The organism is Bosea vaviloviae (assembly GCF_001741865.1).
Taxonomy (GTDB): Bacteria; Pseudomonadota; Alphaproteobacteria; order Rhizobiales; family Beijerinckiaceae; genus Allobosea; species Allobosea vaviloviae.
Genome location: NZ_CP017147.1, coordinates 4,441,075 through 4,459,230 on the forward strand (window position 1 = coordinate 4,441,075; position 18,156 = coordinate 4,459,230).

Annotated in this window: 15 protein-coding genes; 3 read left to right on the forward strand and 12 right to left on the reverse strand. The window is 65.2% G+C overall.

Annotated features, from left to right (window positions below):
- Positions 1-65: 65 nt before the first annotated feature.
- The 8 genes from dnaE to BHK69_RS32710 form a co-directional block, all read right to left on the reverse strand.
- A complete protein-coding gene (gene dnaE, locus BHK69_RS20285) occupies positions 66-3,539 on the reverse strand; it encodes a DNA polymerase III subunit alpha (protein ID WP_069691676.1) in 3,474 nt (1,157 codons plus the stop codon).
- Positions 3,540-3,908: 369 nt separating this feature from the next.
- Positions 3,909-4,079: a hypothetical protein gene (locus BHK69_RS32705; protein ID WP_158516249.1), complete on the reverse strand. Its 171-nt coding sequence runs from the start codon at positions 4,077-4,079 to the stop codon at positions 3,909-3,911.
- A gap of 148 nt (positions 4,080-4,227) precedes the next feature.
- Positions 4,228-4,914, reverse strand: a complete 687-nt coding sequence (locus BHK69_RS20290; RefSeq protein WP_069691677.1) for an ABC transporter ATP-binding protein — start codon at positions 4,912-4,914, stop codon at positions 4,228-4,230.
- A 20-nt stretch (positions 4,915-4,934) separates the two neighbouring features.
- Positions 4,935-6,248: a lipoprotein-releasing ABC transporter permease subunit gene (locus BHK69_RS20295; RefSeq protein ID WP_069693830.1), complete on the reverse strand. Its 1,314-nt coding sequence runs from the start codon at positions 6,246-6,248 to the stop codon at positions 4,935-4,937.
- Positions 6,249-6,282: 34 nt separating this feature from the next.
- The gene (gene proS / locus BHK69_RS20300; RefSeq protein WP_069691678.1) at positions 6,283-7,614 is read right to left on the reverse strand and encodes a proline--tRNA ligase; all 1,332 of its coding nucleotides are present in this window, start codon (positions 7,612-7,614) and stop codon (positions 6,283-6,285) included.
- 129 nt (positions 7,615-7,743) lie between these two features.
- Positions 7,744-8,244 carry a pantetheine-phosphate adenylyltransferase gene (gene coaD, locus BHK69_RS20305; protein ID WP_069691679.1) on the reverse strand — a complete coding sequence of 167 codons (501 nt, stop codon included), beginning with the start codon at positions 8,242-8,244 and terminating at the stop codon, positions 7,744-7,746.
- Positions 8,245-8,293: 49 nt separating this feature from the next.
- Positions 8,294-10,396: a methyl-accepting chemotaxis protein gene (locus tag BHK69_RS20310; protein WP_069691680.1), complete on the reverse strand. Its 2,103-nt coding sequence runs from the start codon at positions 10,394-10,396 to the stop codon at positions 8,294-8,296.
- A 117-nt stretch (positions 10,397-10,513) separates the two neighbouring features.
- Positions 10,514-10,651, reverse strand: a complete 138-nt coding sequence (locus tag BHK69_RS32710; RefSeq protein WP_158516250.1) for a hypothetical protein — start codon at positions 10,649-10,651, stop codon at positions 10,514-10,516.
- Between the two features lie 164 nt (positions 10,652-10,815).
- Here BHK69_RS32710 and BHK69_RS20315 point away from each other — a divergent pair, with 164 nt between their 5' ends.
- A complete protein-coding gene (locus BHK69_RS20315; protein WP_069691681.1) occupies positions 10,816-12,696 on the forward strand; it encodes an ABC-F family ATP-binding cassette domain-containing protein in 1,881 nt (626 codons plus the stop codon).
- Positions 12,697-12,781: 85 nt separating this feature from the next.
- Here the strand turns inward: BHK69_RS20315 and BHK69_RS20320 are convergent, their stop codons facing one another.
- The 4 genes from BHK69_RS20320 to BHK69_RS20335 are packed head-to-tail and all read right to left on the reverse strand — an operon-like array spanning position 12,782 to position 15,713.
- Positions 12,782-13,270 (reverse strand): nuclear transport factor 2 family protein, encoded by a 489-nt coding sequence (locus BHK69_RS20320; RefSeq protein WP_083269576.1) that lies wholly within the window; start codon positions 13,268-13,270, stop codon positions 12,782-12,784.
- Between the two features lie 41 nt (positions 13,271-13,311).
- On the reverse strand, positions 13,312-13,722 hold the full coding sequence (locus BHK69_RS33220) for a hypothetical protein (protein ID WP_244548260.1): 411 nt from the start codon (positions 13,720-13,722) through the stop codon (positions 13,312-13,314).
- Positions 13,719-14,171 carry a DNA polymerase III subunit chi gene (locus BHK69_RS20330; protein WP_069691682.1) on the reverse strand — a complete coding sequence of 151 codons (453 nt, stop codon included), beginning with the start codon at positions 14,169-14,171 and terminating at the stop codon, positions 13,719-13,721. The genes BHK69_RS33220 and BHK69_RS20330 overlap by 4 nt, the downstream gene beginning before the upstream one ends.
- A gap of 48 nt (positions 14,172-14,219) precedes the next feature.
- On the reverse strand, positions 14,220-15,713 hold the full coding sequence (locus BHK69_RS20335) for a leucyl aminopeptidase (RefSeq protein WP_069691683.1): 1,494 nt from the start codon (positions 15,711-15,713) through the stop codon (positions 14,220-14,222).
- A 159-nt stretch (positions 15,714-15,872) separates the two neighbouring features.
- Here BHK69_RS20335 and lptF point away from each other — a divergent pair, with 159 nt between their 5' ends.
- Together lptF and lptG are read left to right on the forward strand one after the other, a co-directional pair.
- Positions 15,873-17,063, forward strand: coding sequence for an LPS export ABC transporter permease LptF (lptF, locus tag BHK69_RS20340; protein ID WP_069691684.1), 1,191 nt, complete (start codon positions 15,873-15,875; stop codon positions 17,061-17,063).
- Positions 17,063-18,151 (forward strand): LPS export ABC transporter permease LptG, encoded by a 1,089-nt coding sequence (gene lptG, locus BHK69_RS20345; protein ID WP_069691685.1) that lies wholly within the window; start codon positions 17,063-17,065, stop codon positions 18,149-18,151. The genes lptF and lptG overlap by 1 nt, the downstream gene beginning before the upstream one ends.
- Positions 18,152-18,156: the final 5 nt, after the last annotated feature.

Sequence of the window (18,156 nt, forward strand, 5' to 3'; positions counted from 1 at the left end):
CGGTAACACACCGGCCGATCGCGCAGGCGAAAACCCACCCGATCCCAGGCAGCTTTCGCGCCTCTTCAGCGCAATTCGACGCTGACCACGCCGGGCGCGGCGCGCACCGCATTGGCGATCTGCTGGTTGACCGGATAGCGCCCCGGCAATTCGATCTCGACCTCCTGCGCGCCGTCGTTCAGGATCATCACCAGCGCGATCTTGCCCTCGGCCCTGATGCCGTCGCTGCGCGGACGGACACGTTCGGCAATCGAGGCCAGCGCCTTGTCGTCGCGCAGATAGACCAGCAGATCCTGTTTCTGACGCGCGGCGAGATCGTCCAGCACCTCGACATCCTCGATGCGGGGCCGAACCTCCTCGCCGTCGAGCACGGCAGAAAGGCGCAGGACCAGCGCCCTGCCCGGCTCCAGCAGGTCCCGGTAGCGCTGCAGCCCCTCCGAGAACAGGATCGCTTCAAACTGGCCGCTCGGATCGGAGAGGTTGACGATGCCCATCTTCGAGCCGGATTTCGTCCGCCGCTCCGATTTGTCGATGACGGAAACGGCGACCTTGGCGACCGAAGTGCCGTTGGCGCGCACTGTCTGGGCAAAATCGGCATAGCGCTGCACGCGCAGGCGCTTGAGCACGTGCTCGTAATCGTCGAGCGGATGGCCGGAGAGGAAGAAGCCGACCGCGTCATGCTCGCGCCTGAGCCGTTCGGCCGGTGACCACGGCTCGACGGGCGGGATGCGGAAAGCCTCCTGGACCATGCCGCCGCCGAAGAAATCGGATTGTCCTGCCGCCGCCTCGTCACGCGTGCGGTTGGAGAGTGCCAGCATGCCGTCGATCGCCGCCATGGCCCGGGCACGCTCCGGCTCCAGCGCATCCAGCGCGCCTGCCGCAATCAGCGCCTCGATGGTACGGCGGTTGACCAGTTTGGTGTCGATCCGCCGGGCGAAGTCAGCGAGATCCTTGAAATCGCCGCCGGCGCGGCGCGCGACGACGACGGATTCGACCGCAAACCGCCCGACGCCCTTGATCGCGCCGAGCGCATAATGGATCGCGCCATCGGCAACGTCGAACTCGACGCCGGAGCGGTTGATCGCGGGCGGCAGAACCTTGATGTTAAGGCGCTCGGCGTCGCGGCGGAATTCGTTGAGCTTGTCGGTGTTGCCCATATCGAGCGTCATCGAGGCGGCGAGGAATTCGACCGGATAATTCGCCTTGAGATAGGCGGTCTGGAAAGCCACCACGGCATAAGCGGCCGCATGGCTCTTGTTGAAGCCGTAATCGGCGAATTTCGCCAGAAGATCGAAGATCTCGGAAGCGATATCCTTGGTCATGCCTCCTTCGACGGCGCCGCGCACGAAACGGTCGCGCTGGGCGTCCATCTCGGCCTTGATCTTCTTGCCCATGGCGCGGCGCAGCAGGTCTGCCTCGCCGAGCGAATAGCCCGAGAGCGCCTGGGCGACCTGCATCACCTGCTCCTGGTAGACGATGATGCCGTGCGTTTCGGCGAGGATAGGCTCCATCTTGGGGTGCAGATAGGTCGGGCTTTCCTGACCGAGCTTGCGGCGGCAATAGCTCGGGATGTTATCCATCGGGCCCGGCCGGTAGAGCGCGACCAGCGCGATCAGATCCTCGATCCGGTCGGCTTTCATGTCGACGAGCGCACGACGCATGCCGGCGCTTTCCACCTGGAACACGCCGACCACCTCGCCGCGCGCCAGCATCTCGTAGCTCTTGGGATCGTCGAAAGGCAGGCTCGCGAGGTCGACCGCGATGCCGCGCTGGGCGATGAGCTTCACCGCCGTCTCCAGGGTAGTCAGCGTCTTGAGGCCGAGGAAGTCGAACTTCACCAACCCGGCCTGCTCGACCCATTTCATGTTGAACTGGGTGACGCGCATGCCGGTGCGCGGATCGACCGAGAGCGCGACGAGCTGTTCGAGCGGGCGGTCGCCGATGACGACGCCGGCAGCATGGGTCGAGGCGTGGCGATGCAGGCCTTCGAGCTTCTGGCCGATCTCGAGCAGGCGCGCGACGATCGGCTCCTCCGCAGCCGCTTCCTGCAGCTTGGGCTCGCCCGCGATCGCATCGACCAGCGAAATCGGCTTCGCTGGATTCTGCGGCACGAGCTTGGTCAGCTTGTCGACCTGGCCATAAGGCATTTCCAGAACGCGGCCGACATCGCGCAGCACGCCGCGCGCCAGCAACGTACCGAAGGTGATGATCTGGGCGACGCGCTCCTCGCCATAATGGCGTTTGACGTAGTCGATCACCTCTTCTCGCCGGTTCTGGCAGAAATCGATGTCGAAGTCCGGCATCGAGACGCGGTCGGGGTTGAGGAAGCGCTCGAACAGCAGGCCGAAGCGCAACGGATCGACGTCGGTGATGGTCAGCGCATAGGCGACGAGCGAGCCCGCGCCCGAACCGCGGCCGGGCCCGACCGGAATGCCGTGATCCTTGGCCCACTTGATGAAGTCGGCAACGATCAGAAAGTAGCCCGGGAACTTCATCCGAGTGATGATGGAGAGCTCGAAATCGAGCCGCTTCTCATAGTCCTCGACCGTATAGCCGGAAGCCGGGCCGTGCTTGGCGAGCCGCGCGGCAAGGCCGGCGCGCGCCTGTGCTTCCAGCTCCTCCGCCTCGTCGCTCCCTTCCGCGCCGAAGCGCGGCAGGATCGGCTTGCGCAGGCCGACGCGCCAGGAGCAACGCATCGCAATCTCGACGGTCGCGCTCAAGGCCTCCGGCAGGTCGGCGAAGCGCCGCTTCATCTCGGCGCGGCTGGCGAACTGATGCAGCGGCGTGACGCGGCGGCGTTCGCCGTCGGAAACCAGACGCCCGGCGGCGACCGCCAGCAGCGCGTCATGAGCGTCGAAGTCGCCAGGCTTTGCGAAGAAGGGTTCGTTGGTGGCGACGATCGGCAGGTCGGCATCATAGGCGAGCCGCAGCAGATGCGCCTCGACCGCGGCCTGCCCCTCGCGCTCATGGCGCTGGATCTCGACATAGAGCCGGTCGCCGAAAATGGCGGCGAGTTGGTCGAGCCGGGTTTTCGCCTGTGGCGTCTGCCCGGCCCGCAGCGCCAGGTCGAGCGGACCGCCATAACCGCCCGTCAGGGCGATCAGCCCGTCATGATGCGCCGCCAGGCGCTCCAGCGACGAGATCGGCTGCCCCGAGCCGCCAGCCGCCAGGCAGGCCTCGGAGACGAGCTTCATCAGGTTGCCGTAGCCGCCTTCCGTCATCGCGAGCAGGACGATGTGCGGTATGTCCTGCTGCACGGGCTTGCGGCCGCCCTCGGCTTCATCCGCGAAATCGACCGAGAGCTGCACGCCCACGATCGGCTGCAAGCCGGAGCTCGCCAGCTTCTCCGAGAATTCGAGCGCGCCGAACAGGTTGTTGGTGTCGGTCAGCGCCAGTGCCGGCTGCCCGTCTCCGGCAGCCATCTTGGCGATGGTGGAGACGGTCATCGCGCCTTCGAGCAGCGAATAGCTCGAATGGACATGAAGATGGACGAAGCCGACCTCCGACAGAATGCGCGCCTCGCCGGATTCTCGACTCATTCCACCCTCGCCTGCCCGCTGCTCAGGGCGCGACTCGCAGCGTCGCGCCAGCGTCATATGAAGCGGTTGCGGGGCAGGCGTCGAGGCGGTGGCATGCCGCGCTGTGGATAGGTCAGACGCGTGGCCCCGCCATCAGCGCCGCCCAGATCCAGATCATGCCGAGGAACAGGCCAAGCGACAGGATTTCGGCCAAGCCAACGACCAGTTTGCGCGCAGCGATCATGTCCATCTCCTGTGTTCTCTCTATGTCCAGTTTAATTCATGTTTTGTTCTCGTCAATGCCTATAGGTCAGCTCCGTTCTGCACATATGAATGGCAGTTAACAAAATCTTGCGGCTCTCGGATCGCCTTTGCAGGCTGCACCGGTCCCTAGGGCAGGAACAGGTGCGGACCAAACATCACAAGCAGCACCAGCAGGATGTGCTCCACAAGCAGTATGCCCCGCCAGTAGGTCCCATCGATCTGCGCGCGAATCCGGCTGCGAGCATCACCAGGATTGCGCAGCCTTCCCCAATTCGACTGGTAGTGCGCCTCGATCACGGACCAGGTCGGATGGCCGATCGCGCGCGCAACGACGGATGGTGAGAAAGATCACCGCCATCATAGAGATCAGGACGCTGAACCACGCCAGAACCCCGGACAGAACGGCGGCAAACGTCACGATCGGACCTCCGCTGGAGATTGCCGACTACAGCGGCACGACCAGCCCGTCGCGGATCGTGACCTGCCGGTCCATGCGGCGCGCGAGGTCGAGGTTATGGGTCGCGATCAGCGCCGCCAACCCCGAGGCCCGGGCCAGGGCCACGAGCGTGCTGAAGACATGCAGCGAGGTGTGCGGGTCGAGATTGCCGGTCGGCTCGTCGGCGAGCAGCAGGCGCGGGGTATTGGCCATGGCGCGGCCGATCGCGACGCGCTGCTGCTCGCCGCCGGAGAGTTCGCCCGGCAGATGGTCGAGGCGCGCGCCCAGGCCGAGGAAGGTCAGGAGTTCGGCGGCCCGCTCCTCCGCCAATTGCTTCGGCAGGCCGCGGATGCGCTGCGGCAGGACGACATTCTCCAGCGCGCTGAACTCCGGCAGCAGATGGTGGAACTGGTAGACGAAGCCGATCTCGGTGCGCCGCAGCCGCGTGCGGCCCTTGTCGTCGAGCTTGGCGGTCGCCATGCCGCCGACGAAGACCTCGCCGGCATCCGGCTTTTCGAGCAGGCCGGCGACATGGAGCAAGGTCGACTTACCGGTGCCGCTCGGTGCGACGAGCGCGACGAGCTCGCCTGGCCACAGCGCGAAATCCGCCTTGCGCAGGATTTCGAGCGGAGCATCGGTCTGGGGGTAGAAGCGCTCGACCTGAGAGAGGAAGAGTGCAGGTGTTTCGCGTTGCATGATGCGACCAGTTCCCGCCTTCAACCCATCCTGAGCGCTTGGACGGGGTCGAGACGCGCCGCCTTCCAAGCCGGATAGAGCGTCGCCAGCAGCGACAGGACAAGCGCCATCACCACCACGCTGGTGACCTCGCCCCAATCAATGACGGAGGGAATGTCGCTGAGGAAACGCACCGTCGGATCCCAGAGATTGGCGCCGGTGAGCCAGTTCAGCGCCGCGGTGATCGACTTGATGTTCCTGGCGAAGACGATCCCGAGCCCGAGGCCCGCCAGCGTCCCGAAGACGCCGATCGCCGCGCCCGTGATCAGGAAGACGCGCAGGACCGTGCCGCGCGTCGCCCCCATCGTCCGCAGGATCGCGATGTCCGATGTCTTGTCCTTTACCAGCATGATCAGGCCCGAGACGATGTTGAGCGCCGCGACGAGCACGATCAGGGCCAGGATGATGAACATGACGTTGCGTTCGACTTCGAGCGCGTTGAAGAAGGTCCGGTTGCGCTGGCGCCAGTCGGACAGCACGAGCGGTCGCGGCGCATCGGCCTCGATGGCGTCGCGCACGGCTTGGGTCTTGTCGGGATTGTCGACGAAGATCTCGATGACGTTCACGTCGCCGTCGCGGTTGAAATAGGCCTGCGCCTCCGTCAGCGGCATGAAGACAAAGGAGCTGTCGAACTCGGTCATCCCGATCTCGAACACGGCCTGCACCGGATAGGCCTTGATGCGCGGTGCGGTGCCAAAGGGCGTGGATGCGCCCCGTGGCGTCACGATGGTGATCGAATCGCCCGGTTGCAGCGACAGGGAGTCCGCCAGGCGCTTGCCGATGGCGACGCCGCCGGCCGTGTCGAAGCCATCGAGCGTGCCGCGCCTGATGTTGCCGCCGACGAAGGGGATCGATTTGAGATCGGCCTCGCTGATGCCACGCACCAGCACGCCGCCATTAGCGTATTGCGATGACGCCAGCGCCTGCCCCTCGACCAGCGGAATAGCGAGCTTGATGCCCGGCACCTTCCGCAACCGCTCGGCCACCGCCATGTAGTCGTCCAGCGGGCGGTCGATCGGGGTCGCGAAGATATGGCCGTTCACGCCGACGATCTTCTCCAGCAGCTCCTTGCGGAAGCCGTTCATCACCGACATCACGATGATCAGCGTGGCCACGCCGAGCAGGATGCCGAGGAAGGAGAAGCCGGCAATGACCGAAACGAAGCCCTCGCGTCGGCGCGTGCGCAGATAGCGCCCCGCCAGCAGCCATTCGAAACCGGCGAAGGGGCGGGTTCCGGTGGGCTGGATGTGCGCGCCCGTATCGGCCGTCTCGGCCGGCAACGTCTGCGTCGCCATATTCATCGACCCCTGCCCTGCCGGTTGCGCGGGTTCACGCGGTCTTGCCCTTGAAGCGGTCGAGCGCGGCCTCGAGCGAGACGAGTTCACGCTCGCCACTGGTGCGGCGCTTGATCTCGACCTTGCCCTCAGTCAGCCCCTTGGGGCCGACGATGATCTGCCAGGGCACGCCGATCAGGTCGGCAGTGGCGAATTTGCCACCCGGACGCGTATCGGTGTCGTCGTAGAGCGCGTCATAGCCCCTGGCGAGAAGCGTCTTGTAGAGTTGCTCGCAGGCGCCGTCGGTCGCAGCGTCGCCGACCTTGAGGTTGAGCACGGCAATGTCGAAGGGCGCGATCTCATCGGGCCAGATGATGCCGCCATCATCATGGCCGGCCTCGATCAGCGCGGCAACGAGCCGGCTCGGGCCGATACCGTACGAGCCGCCATGGACAGGCACGGGGACCCCGTCCGGGCCGGCCACGGTTGCGCCCATCGGCTCGGAATACTTCGTGCCGAAATAGAAGATGTGACCGACTTCGATGCCGCGCGCCGAAAGCTGCTTGTCGGCGGGAATCGCGTCATAATCCGCAGCCTCATGCATCTCCTCGGTCGCGGCATAGAGGCTCGTCCATTTGTCGACGACGCTCTGGAGACCGTCCACGCTGTCGAAATCGGTGTCGATCGCGGGCGTCTCGAAGTCGAGATAGTCCTTGTGGCAGAAGACCTGACTCTCGCCGGTCGAGGCCAGCACGATGAATTCGTGACTGAGATCGCCGCCGATCGGGCCGGTGTCGGCGCGCATCGGGATCGCCTTCAGGCCAAGCCGCGCAAAGGTGCGCAGATAGGCCGTGAACATGCGGTTATAGGCGTGGCGCGCGCTGGCCTGGTCGATGTCGAAGGAATAGGCGTCCTTCATCAGGAACTCGCGCCCGCGCATCACGCCGAAACGGGGACGGACCTCGTCGCGGAACTTCCACTGGATGTGGTAGAGATTGAGCGGCAAATCCTTGTAGGACTTCACATAGGACCGGAAGATGTCGGTGACCATCTCCTCATTGGTCGGGCCATAGAGCATCTCGCGGTCGTGCCGGTCCTTGATGCGCAGCATCTCCTTGCCATAGGCGTCGTAGCGGCCACTCTCGCGCCAGAGATCGGCCGACTGGATTGTCGGCATCAGGATCTCGATGGCGCCCGAGCGGTTCTGCTCCTCGCGGACGATGCGGCTGATCTTGTCGAGGACGCGCAGGCCCAGCGGCAGCCAGGAATAGATGCCGGCGGACTGCTGGCGGATCATCCCCGCGCGCAGCATCAGGCGGTGCGAGACGATCTCCGCTTCTTTGGGCGTATCGCGCAGCAGGGGCAGAAAGTAGCGGGAGAGGCGCATGGACGAACTCGTGGAACGGTGGACTCGCACCGAAACGATGCGAGTCAGTGGTGCCAGAGACACCATCGCCGTTCACAAAATGCAAATGCAAATCCAATTCGCATCACCGAAAATGGCGCGGAACCGGGGTTAGCGTGTCGGGAATTTGACCTTGAGCCTGGTGCTGACCAGAGGCGGAACGAAGGCCGAGACATCTCCCCCCATCGACGCGATCTGGCGAACCAGCGTCGAGGTGATGTAGCGCGTATTGGGGGAAGCCGGGAGGAACACGGTCTGCAAATCGGGCACCATGGTCTGGTTCATGCCGGCGAGCTGCATCTCGTAGTCGAAGTCGGTGGCGTCGCGCAGGCCGCGGATCATGATGGTCGCGCCGGCGGCCTGAGCGGCCTGGACGGCAAGATAGTCGAAGGTCACGACCTCGATGGCAACGCCCTCCGCCGCGGCGATCGGCCCCGCGACCTCGCGCAGCAGCGCGGCGCGTTCATCGGCCGAAAAGATCGGGGCCTTGCCGGGATGCACGCCGATGGCCAGGACGAGCCGGTCGCAGAGCCGGCAGGCGCCCGCGATGACGTCGGCATGGCCGTTGGTGATCGGGTCGAAGGATCCGGGGTAAAAGGCTGTGCGGCTCATGAGGAAGGGTTAGCCCCTGCCCGCCTCGCCGACAAGCGGCTCGCCGCGCTCACGCCGCACGCACCTGGGTGATGAACTGATCGATCCGCGACTTCAGCGAACCCGCAAGCCCGCTCAGTTCGCTCGATGCCCGCAGGACGGCGGCCGCAGCTTCCGAGGTCTGCTGCGAGGCGTTCGAGACCAGGCTGGTGGCGTCGCCGATTCGGCTGAACTCATGGGTCGCAGCGCTGACATCGGAGACGATGGCATGGGTCACGCCATGCTGCTGGCGCATCGTTCCCGCGGTGCGGCGGACCGCGTCGCTCAGATCGGCGATCATGCCGCGAATGCCGGCGATGGCATCGACTGTCTCGCCCGTGGCCTGGTTCATGGTCGCGATCTGGCGCGAAATATCCTCGATGGCGCGCGCGGTCTGGGCCGACAGCCCCTTCACCTCGGAGGCGACGACGGCGAAGCCGCGACCGGCGTCTCCGGCGCGGGCGGCCTCGATCGTGGCGTTGAGCGCAAGCAGATTGGTCTGCGCGGCGATGCCGGAGATCAGGCCGGTGACGTCGGAGACGCGCGCGGCTCCTGTCGCCAGCGAATCCACGATCACCCCCATCTCGTCCGCGTAATCCCGCGCCGACCGTGCCGAGCGGTCGGACGACTGGACGTCGCCATCAAGCCGATCAATCGCCAGACGCAGGTCGCGCGCCGCCTCCTCGATCGAGCTCATGCTGAAGATCGCCCGCGAGGCCGCCTCATGGACCGTACCGGCATTGGCCTGCGTCTCGCGCGCTCCCGCCGACAATTCGCTCGCCGTCACGCTGAGAGCCTCAGCGGCGTTGGAGACCGCGCTCGTGACGCCCAGTACGGAGCGCTCCAGATCGGATGCGAGATCGCTGAGCAAGGCTGCGCGCTGCCGTTGTGTGTCGCTATCGCGCTCCTCGCGCTCCTGCAGGCGGGCCTGCTCGTCCCGCACCATGGTTTCGCGGATGCTCTGGACGGAAGCCGCGATCGCACCGATCTCGTCGCGTCGCTGCGCACCAGGGATGCGCAGATCGGTGCGCCCAGCCGCGGCCCCCGCAAGCGCCTCGGCGAGCCCGGCGATCGGCTGTGCCACGGAGAGGCCGAGCAGCAACGCCACCAGCAGCACGGGGCCGAGCACACTGAGGCTGGCCACCACGATCGCTCCCTTGAGCTTGTCGATGACGGCGAAGGCAGAACTCTCCGGCTCGGTCAGCCAGAGCAGCCAGGGCCAGCCATCGACCGCCATGCTGCGCCCGGTCACGACCAGCGGCGCGCCGTCGCGGCTCGTCATCTGGAGCATGGCGCCGCTCGAGGCGGCGAGCCGACGCGGATCGAGCGTCTCGACGGGCGCCGTGCCAGCCTGCCGCGCGGCGGGGTTCGAGCGCATGAAGCCGTCCGCGCCGACGACATGAGCCTCCGTATGGCGCGACGCGCTGGCGCTCGCCGCCAGAGCCTCGTCGATCAGCGAAGTGTTGATCGCAAAGATGAGCGTGCCGGCCGGCTCGGAAGCCCCGGCATCGGCGCCAGAGAAACGCTGCGCCAGGAAGGCGCGCGATTCGCCGCCGACCGGGTCGTAGGGCGCGAAATCGATGACGGCCTGCTCGCCGATGGGCAGCTTGCTCGCGGCCTCGAAGATGGTACCGAGGCCTGATCGTGCGAGGTCGGGCTCGCTGATCAGGCGCCCGAATTCGGGCCCCTTGGTCACGCTGTAGACGACGCGCCCCTTGGCGGAGACGAGGTAGACGTCGGCATAGCCGAACTGCTTCAGGATCGCGGAATAGGTCTCGTGGATCGCGACATGGCGCCAGGAATAGCCATGCTTGTGATCCTGGCCGGTCCGCGCCACGCGCTCGGATGAAGATAGCGAACCATCGCCTTGATAATAGGACAGAATGGCGCTCCGATCATAAGCACCCAACTCCATCCATTTGCCGATCTCGTCGAGCGTCGTGACCGTATAGGCGCTACGCGCCTGCACCGAGAGTTCGGAGCGGATCTGCAGCCAGCGCCGCTCGATCGCCTTGGCATGGCTTTCGGCGAGAATGTCGAGGCGCTCGCGCACCGCTTCGCGGGTCCATTGCTGAACGGCGACATAGGCCGATCCCCCCACGGCGAGCGCAGCGAGGCATGCCAGGCCGAGCATGGCAGCAGGAAGCCTGAATCTCAGACTGAACAAGCGTCCTGGTCCCCGCAACGACACCGATGATGGTCTCAGGTGAATAGACCAGTCGGCGTTAACTTTCGCTGAAAGGCCCTGCCCTCAGGACAATGGCAGCCAGGATGGCGGCAGCAATGCCGCAGCGGCGGCGGCGCTGCCGATGATCACCGACGTCAGGACGATCAGGATAGACGCGATCGAGACGTGGCGCCGGCCGGCGAAACTGAAATTGAGCTGCATGGGATGCTCTGGGCGAATCGAATGATGTTCGGCTTACTTTGCGTGAGGGCCCTGCCGGGCCGCGGAAAGGCGAGACCGTGGCGAAACCGTGACGGCGTCCGTCGAACAGCCCCTAGGCGCGTTTGACGATTGCTTTAGGAGCGAATTCCCGCCTAAACCGCCGCATGCTCACGATCAACGACATTACCTACAGGCTCGGCGAACGGCTGCTGCTCGATCACGCCAGCGCAGCGCTGCCCGATGGCTCGCGCGTCGGCCTCGTCGGCCGTAACGGCACCGGCAAGACCACACTCTTCCGCATCATCACCGGCGATCTTTCGCCGGAAGGCGGCAATATCAGCCTGCCCAAGGGTCGGCGCATCGGCGGCGTCGCACAGGAAGCGCCCGGCGGTCCGGAGACGCTGATCGAGGTCGTGCTCGCCGCCGACACCGAGCGCGCGGCCCTGATCAAGGAGTCCGAGACCGCCAAAGACCCGCATCGCATTGCCGAGATCGAAACCCGGCTTGCCGACATCAACGCCCATTCCGCGCCGGCCCGCGCCGCGACCGTGCTGCACGGCCTTGGCTTCGACGAGGCGGCGCAGCAGCGCCCCTGCTCGGATTTCTCCGGCGGCTGGCGCATGCGCGTCGCGCTCGCCGCCGTGCTGTTCTCGGAGCCTGACCTGCTGCTCCTCGACGAGCCGACCAACTATCTCGACCTCGAAGGCACGCTCTGGCTCTACGATTATCTCGAGCGCTACCCGCACACCGTACTCGTCGTCAGCCATGATCGCGAATTGCTCGATACCTGCGTTGACCACATCCTGCATCTCGACCAGGGCAAGCTGACGATCTATCGCGGCGGCTACACCTCCTTTGCCAGGCAACGCGCCGAAAAGCAGATGCAGCTCTCCAAGGCCAAGGAAAAGCAGGACGCCGAGCGCAAGCATCTCCAGGCCTTCGTCGACCGCTTCAAGGCGAAGGCCTCGAAGGCGCGCCAGGCGCAGTCGCGCGTCAAGCGGCTGGAGAAGATGGAATCGATCGCCACCATCGTCGATCGCGACGTCCAGCCCTTCAGCCTGCCCGGCCCCGAGCGGCCGCTCTCGCCGCCGATGATCGTGCTGGACAACGCCAGCGCCGGTTATGGCGACCGCACCGTGCTGTCGAAGCTCAACCTGACGCTCCTGCCCGACGACCGCATCGCGCTGCTCGGCTCGAACGGCAACGGCAAGTCGACCTTCTGCAAGCTGATCGGCGGCAGGCTGCCGCCGCTCTCGGGCACGATGCGGAAATCATCGAAGCTGGAGACGGCCTATTTCGCCCAGCACCAGCTCGACGAATTGCGGCTGGAGGACACGCCGGTCGCGCATTTGCGCGATCTGATGCCGGACGCCCCCGAGGCCAAGGTGCGCTCCAAGGCGGCGCAGATCGGCTTCCCCGCGAGCAAGGCCGAGACGCCGGTGAAGAACCTCTCCGGCGGCGAGAAGGCCCGGCTGATGCTGGGGCTTGCGGCCTTTGGTGGCCCCCATCTGCTGATCCTCGACGAGCCGACGAACCATCTCGACATCGACAGCCGCACCGCGCTGGTCAACGCGATCAACGACTATCCCGGTGCGGTCATCCTCGTCAGCCACGACCGCTTCCTGATCGAGTCCTGCGCTGACCGGCTTTGGCTGGTGGGCGACGGCACGGTCAAGAATTTCGACGGCGACATGGAGGATTACCGCAGCTTCGTGCTCGGCACCGCGAAGGCGGCCAAGCGCGAGAAATCCGCAGCCGAAGCAGCCCCGTCAGGTAATGGCAAGGCCGAGGAACGCAAGGAGGCTGCGGTCAAGCGCATCGCACAGGGCCCGCTGCGGCAAAAGCTCAATCTCGCCGAGGCGCGCATCGCCAAGCTGACCGGACTGATCGAGAAGGTCGACGGCGTGCTCGGCAATGGCGCGGCCTTCGCGCGCGACCCCGACAAGGCGCTGATCCTGTCGCGGCAGCGGGCCGAACTCGCCGAGGCGCTGGCGGCAGCCGAAGAGGAGTGGCTGGGCCTGAGCGAGGAACTGGAGAGCGCCTAAGCCAAACGCCCCCGGTCAGGCTCCTTCGACAAGGGCCGCCGGAGAGGCACCCGATCGAGGAATAATCGCTCCTGCTGCCGTATCGTCAATTCCTGACGGGCTTCAGAGCCGGGTCCCAATGCTCGACGATCTTGCCGTCCTTGACCCGGAACAGATCGAACCAGTAGCTGTCATAGGTCTTCAACTCATTGCCGGGCTCTGCCCGGCTGCGACGCATCACGAGCTGGACGAGATCGCCCTGCGTCACGACGGCCACGAATTCGGTCGCGATGATCGCGGTGGCGGCTTTGGGGTTCGGCCAGATCTTCGAGAAATACGCGTTGAACCCGGCCAACCCGCTCGCCACGTTGGGATTGTGCTGGATGTAGTCGTCGGCGAGATAGTCCTTCGCCCTGGTCCAGTCCTGCGCATCGAAGACCTTGGTCCAGAAGTCGAGGACGAGCGCCTTGTTGGCGGCTTCGGCTTGCGACAATTGCGAGACTGTCTGCGCCGAAGCGGTCCGCGGCATGGTCGAAAGCAGGGCGAGGCCTGTCATGGCGACGGTTGCGAAACGAATGATCGATGACCGCCGCATATCCTGGTTCCTGCTCCCGACTAGGGAATGTGCCGAAGAGGTCAGCCCTGCCCGGGCTTCACGATCCGGCTCAGCCGGTTGTCGGTGAACATGTAGATCTCGCGGCCACCGGGCTCGGAATAGAGCACCTGCACCTCGCGCTGGCCCTTGCCGCTGTCACCGATCAGCACATCGGTCGGGCGCGCGCCCTTCAGCTTGACCAGCTCGCATTCGGTGATGCCCTCCGCGATCTGCGGCGGCAAGGGGCGCGTCGAGGGATCGAGCGAGACATCGGCGCTGCATTCGCCGTCCGCGGTCAATTGCGCTTCCTGAGTCGAGACGCGCGCCGTGGCGCTGCTCGTCGTCGTAGTGGTGCGCCCGCCATTGGAGTCCGAGGTGAAGGCGAACCCGCCCATATCGACGGAACACCCGCCCAGAGCGGCGGCGCAAACGAGCAGGACAGGCAATCTCACGCTTTTTTCTCCCAGCGGCCGGCGTCGTCCTGCTGCCAGTAACTGGCGCTGGCACCCGAAGCCCGAACCGACTTCCAATCCTCGCGCGCCGCTGTCAGCGCGTCGGGATCGTCACCATCGAAGATCAATACGACGCGCTCGTATTCCTGCAATGCGTCGGGAATGCGGACACCCTCCGCACAGATGCGGACCTGCGCCGCGTTGGGATTATGCGCCTTCGTCGTCAGCACGACGGGATTCGTCGCCGCGTCGGCTTCGGCTGCAGTGACATGAGGCAGGAAGCTCTCGTCGGAATAGGTCCAGAGATGATCGTCGAGCGCGCTCAGTCGCTCCGGGCTGGACAACTCGACCACGACCTTCTGCCCGCGCGAAACCGCCCGATCGAGAATCGTCGGCAGGACCTGTTCGAGCGGGCGCGACTGCAGATGGAAGAACAGGATTTCCGGCATGAAAGCCTTTCTTTCCAAAATGTTGTGGGAGCGGTCTCCAAAATCGAATCAGCTTTCGTAGTGCTCCGCCACCAGATGGTCGAGCAGGCGCACGCCCCAGCCCGAGCCCCAGGAGCGGTTGGTCTCGGTGTTGGGCGAGCTCATGCCGGTGCCGGCGATGTCGAGATGCACCCAGGGGGTGTCGTTGACATGGCGCTGCAGGAACTGAGCGGCGGTGATCGAGCCGCCATAGCGGCCGGCCGAGTTCTTCATGTCGGCGAATTTCGAATCGATCATCTTGTCGTAGGCCGGCCCCAGCGGCATGCGCCAGACCGCCTCGCCGGTTGCCTTGCCGGCGGAGCTCAGTCGCTCCGACAGCTCGTCATTATTGGAGAACAGGCCGGCGTGTTCCTGCGCCAGGGCAACCAGGATCGCGCCGGTCAACGTCGCGAGATTGATCATGAATTTCGGCTTGAACTGATCTTGCGTGTACCAGAGCACATCCGCCAGCACGAGGCGGCCTTCCGCATCGGTGTTGATGATCTCGATCGTCTGCCCCGAGAGCGAAGTGACGATGTCGCCGGGGCGCTGGGCATTGCCGTCAGGCATGTTCTCGACGAGGCCGATCACGCCGATGGCGTTGACCTTGGCCTTGCGGGCGGCGAGCGCATGCATCAGCCCGGTGACGCAGGCGGCGCCCGCCATGTCGCCCTTCATATCCTCCATGCCGGCGCCGGGCTTGAGCGAGATGCCGCCGGTGTCGAAGGTCACGCCTTTGCCGATGAAGGCGACAGGCTGGACGCCGGACTTCGCGCCGTTCCAGCGCATCACGACGACGCGACTTTCGCGGCGCGAGCCCTGGCCGACGGCGAGGAGCGCGCGCATGCCGATCTTCTTCAGCTGCTTCTCGTCGAGAACCTCGACCTCGACGCCGAGCTTCTCGAGCTTGGCCGCGCGATCGGCGAACTCTTCGGGGTAGAGAACATTGGGCGGCTCGTTGACGAGATCGCGCGCCAGTTCGACGCCGCCCGCAATCGCCTCGCGCGCCTTCAAGGCTTTCTTGAGCGCCGCGGGGTCGGACACCCGCAGCGTCACCGTAAGCGGCTCGGCCTCGTCCTTCTCCTTCGTCTTGGTCTTGTAGCGGTCGAAGGCGTAAGCGCGCAGCCGCATCCCAAGCGCGATGTCCGCGGTCTGGTCGGCCGTCGGCTCACCGTCCGGCAAGGCCAGAATCACGTCGGCGCTGCGGCCATGACCAAGTCGCCCGGCGATGGCGCCGCCAAGCTTGGCGAAATCGAGCTTACCACGCTCTGCTTCCGGGCCGACGCCGACGGCGATCAGGCGCTCATAGCCGGCTCCGTCAGGAGCCAGCAGGGTCAGCCCCGACAGCGCCTTGCCTTTGAAGCGCTCGGCCACGGCAGCGCGCGCGAGCAGGCTGCGGACGCCTTCGCCGAGCCATTCCTCGGCCGTCTTCGGCGGCGTCAACGCATCCGACACGAGAATCACGAGATCCTGGCCGGAGATTGCGTTCAGGGCTTTGACCTCGAGCTTCAGGCGCTGCGACATGACGGGCTCACGATTTAGGGATTGGGGCGTCGGGAAGGGCGAAACGAGACGAACACAAACGATTCCCGTTTGCGCCTTGATTGCGCCTATACCATAGGGTGAGTTCGTCGAACCGTCCAAGGGAGCCTCGCCTCCCAGCCTCGCATCGGAATCAGAAGCTTGTTCCTTAAGCGCCTCGACCGCTACATCCTGAAGATCGCGACGGTCGCGGCCATCGTCCTGCTTGTCGGGCTGACGAGCGTGATCTGGGTCACGCAGGCCCTGCGCGAGGTCGATCTGATCACCGGCAAGGGCCAGACGGTCCTGATCTTCTTCACCGTCACGCTGCTTTCGCTGCCGGCGCTGGTCGCAGGCATCGCGCCGGTCGCGCTGTTCATGGCGACGCTCTACACGCTGAACCGGTTGAACAGCGATTCCGAGCTGATCGTGATGAACGCGGCCGGCGTCGCGCCCCATCGCCTGACGCGTCCCTTCATCGTCCTGACGATCGCGACCTCTTTGATCGTCTGCTGGATGACGCTGTCTGTGATGCCCGCGGGATTTCGCATGCTGCGCGACCTGATCACGCTGATTCGCGCGGATTTCGTCGCGAACGTGGTCAAGGAGGGCCAGTTCGTCTCCCTCGATTCCGGCGTGACCTTCCATTACCGCGAGAAATCGGGCGACGCGCTGGTCGGCATCTTCATGCAGGACAGGCGCGATCCGAAACAGCCTTCGATCTATATCGCCGAGCGCGGACGCACCGTCGATGTCGACGGCAACAGCTTCCTGATGCTGGAAAAGGGCACGATTCAGCGCGAGAATCGCCAGGATACGACCTCGATCATCTCGTTCGAGCGCTACGCGCTCAACCTGTCGGCACTATCGGGCGATCCGACGGGAGGGTCCGGCGAAGGCGATGGCGACAAGGTCACCTACAAGCCACGCGAACGCTCGACCTGGGCGCTGCTGAACCAGGACCCCAATGAGAGCTATTACAAGCTCCAGGAGGGCCGTTTCCGCGCCGAATTGCACAACAGGCTGTCGGCGCCGCTCTATCCAATCGCCTTCATGCTGATCGCCTTTGCGGCGATCGGCGAGGCGCGCACCACACGTCAGGGTCGCGCGGTCGCGCTCCAATCCGCCATTCTCATCGTCAGCGCGACGCGCATCGGCGCTTACGCCGCTTGGACGGCGAGCGTCAGATCAAGCTTCGCGGTCTGGCTGCTCTATATCCTGCCGCTGGCCGCCATCGTCATCTCGGTTTCGCTTATCGTCTTCGGCCAAAGGCTGCGTCCTTTCCTGGGGCGCCTCACGGCGCCCTTGTTCGCGCCGTTCAACCTGCTCGCAGCAAGGCTTCGGCGCGCCTGATGCTTCTGATCTCGACCTTTGGCCGCTATCTGACAAAGCGGTTCGCACGCGCCATCCTCGGCGTCTTCAGCACGTTCTTCTTCCTGATCGGAACGCTCGACTTCGTCGAGCTGATGCGGCGCGCGGGCGATTCGCCCATCGCCACGACACCGCTGATCATCCAGCTCGCGCTCTACCGCGCACCGGCAGTCGCCGAGCAGATCTTCCCGTTCGCGGCGCTGTTTGGCGGCATGTTCGCGCTGCTGACGCTGAGCCGGAAGCTTGAGCTCGTCGTCGCACGCTCGGTCGGCGTCTCGGCCTGGCAATTCCTGCAACCCGCCGCCCTGGTAGCGGTGGTCATCGGGCTGGTCTCGATCCTGATCTACAACCCCGTGGCAGCCGAGCTGAAGCGCAAGGCCACCACGCTCGAACTGCGGCTGTTCGCCCGCACCGGGCAGACGGCCAGCGGCCAGGACATCTGGATGCGGCAACGCAGCGTCGACGGCCAAGCGATCATCCGCGCCGCAGGCGCGCTGCCGGATGGCGACGGCCTCTCCGACGTCGCGATCTTCAATTTCGATGCCAATGGCGGCTTCGTCGAGCGGATCGACGCGAAACGCGCCGTGCTCTATCGAGGGCACTGGGAACTCACTGAAGCGCGCGTGATTTCCGCCATGGAAGAGCCGCAAAACTACAAGACCTACCTGCTCGCGACCACGCTGGAACCGGACCAGATGCGGCAAAGCTTCACACCGCCCGACGCAGTCGGCTTCTGGGCGATGCCCACGGTGATCGAGAGAACGCAGCGTGCCGGGCTCGATACGACACGCTATGAACTGCGCTATCAGTCACTTAAGGCGCGGCCGCTGCTGCTCGTCGCCATGGTTTTGGTCGCTGCGTCCGTTTCCTTAAGATTTTTCCGGTTTGGTGGGGTAACTAGACTGGTGATAGGTGGCGTGGCGGCCGGCTTCGTGCTGTATGTTGCAACGCAGCTGTCGGAGGAGCTCGGATCGTCGGGAATCGTCAATCCGATCGTCGCCGCGTGGCTGCCTGCGGCCGTCGGGACGATGCTGGGAGCCTTGGCCCTCCTTCATCAGGAAGATGGGTAAGAGTA

What these genes read in the sequence shown, in the direction of transcription:
- dnaE (WP_069691676.1), bottom strand. Translation starts at nt 3,539, where the DNA reads ATGAGTCGAGAATCCGGCGAGGCGCGCATTCTGTCGGAGGTCGGCTTC.
- BHK69_RS20290 (WP_069691677.1), bottom strand. Translation starts at nt 4,914, where the DNA reads ATGCAACGCGAAACACCTGCACTCTTCCTCTCTCAGGTCGAGCGCTTC.
- BHK69_RS20295 (WP_069693830.1), bottom strand. Translation starts at nt 6,248, where the DNA reads ATGGCGACGCAGACGTTGCCGGCCGAGACGGCCGATACGGGCGCGCAC.
- proS (WP_069691678.1), bottom strand. Translation starts at nt 7,614, where the DNA reads ATGCGCCTCTCCCGCTACTTTCTGCCCCTGCTGCGCGATACGCCCAAA.
- coaD (WP_069691679.1), bottom strand. Translation starts at nt 8,244, where the DNA reads ATGAGCCGCACAGCCTTTTACCCCGGATCCTTCGACCCGATCACCAAC.
- BHK69_RS20310 (WP_069691680.1), bottom strand. Translation starts at nt 10,396, where the DNA reads ATGCTCGGCCTGGCATGCCTCGCTGCGCTCGCCGTGGGGGGATCGGCC.
- BHK69_RS32710 (WP_158516250.1), bottom strand. Translation starts at nt 10,651, where the DNA reads ATGCAGCTCAATTTCAGTTTCGCCGGCCGGCGCCACGTCTCGATCGCG.
- BHK69_RS20315 (WP_069691681.1), top strand. Translation starts at nt 10,816, where the DNA reads ATGCTCACGATCAACGACATTACCTACAGGCTCGGCGAACGGCTGCTG.
- BHK69_RS20320 (WP_083269576.1), bottom strand. Translation starts at nt 13,270, where the DNA reads ATGCGGCGGTCATCGATCATTCGTTTCGCAACCGTCGCCATGACAGGC.
- BHK69_RS20330 (WP_069691682.1), bottom strand. Translation starts at nt 14,171, where the DNA reads ATGCCGGAAATCCTGTTCTTCCATCTGCAGTCGCGCCCGCTCGAACAG.
- BHK69_RS20335 (WP_069691683.1), bottom strand. Translation starts at nt 15,713, where the DNA reads ATGTCGCAGCGCCTGAAGCTCGAGGTCAAAGCCCTGAACGCAATCTCC.
- lptG (WP_069691685.1), top strand. Translation starts at nt 17,063, where the DNA reads ATGCTTCTGATCTCGACCTTTGGCCGCTATCTGACAAAGCGGTTCGCA.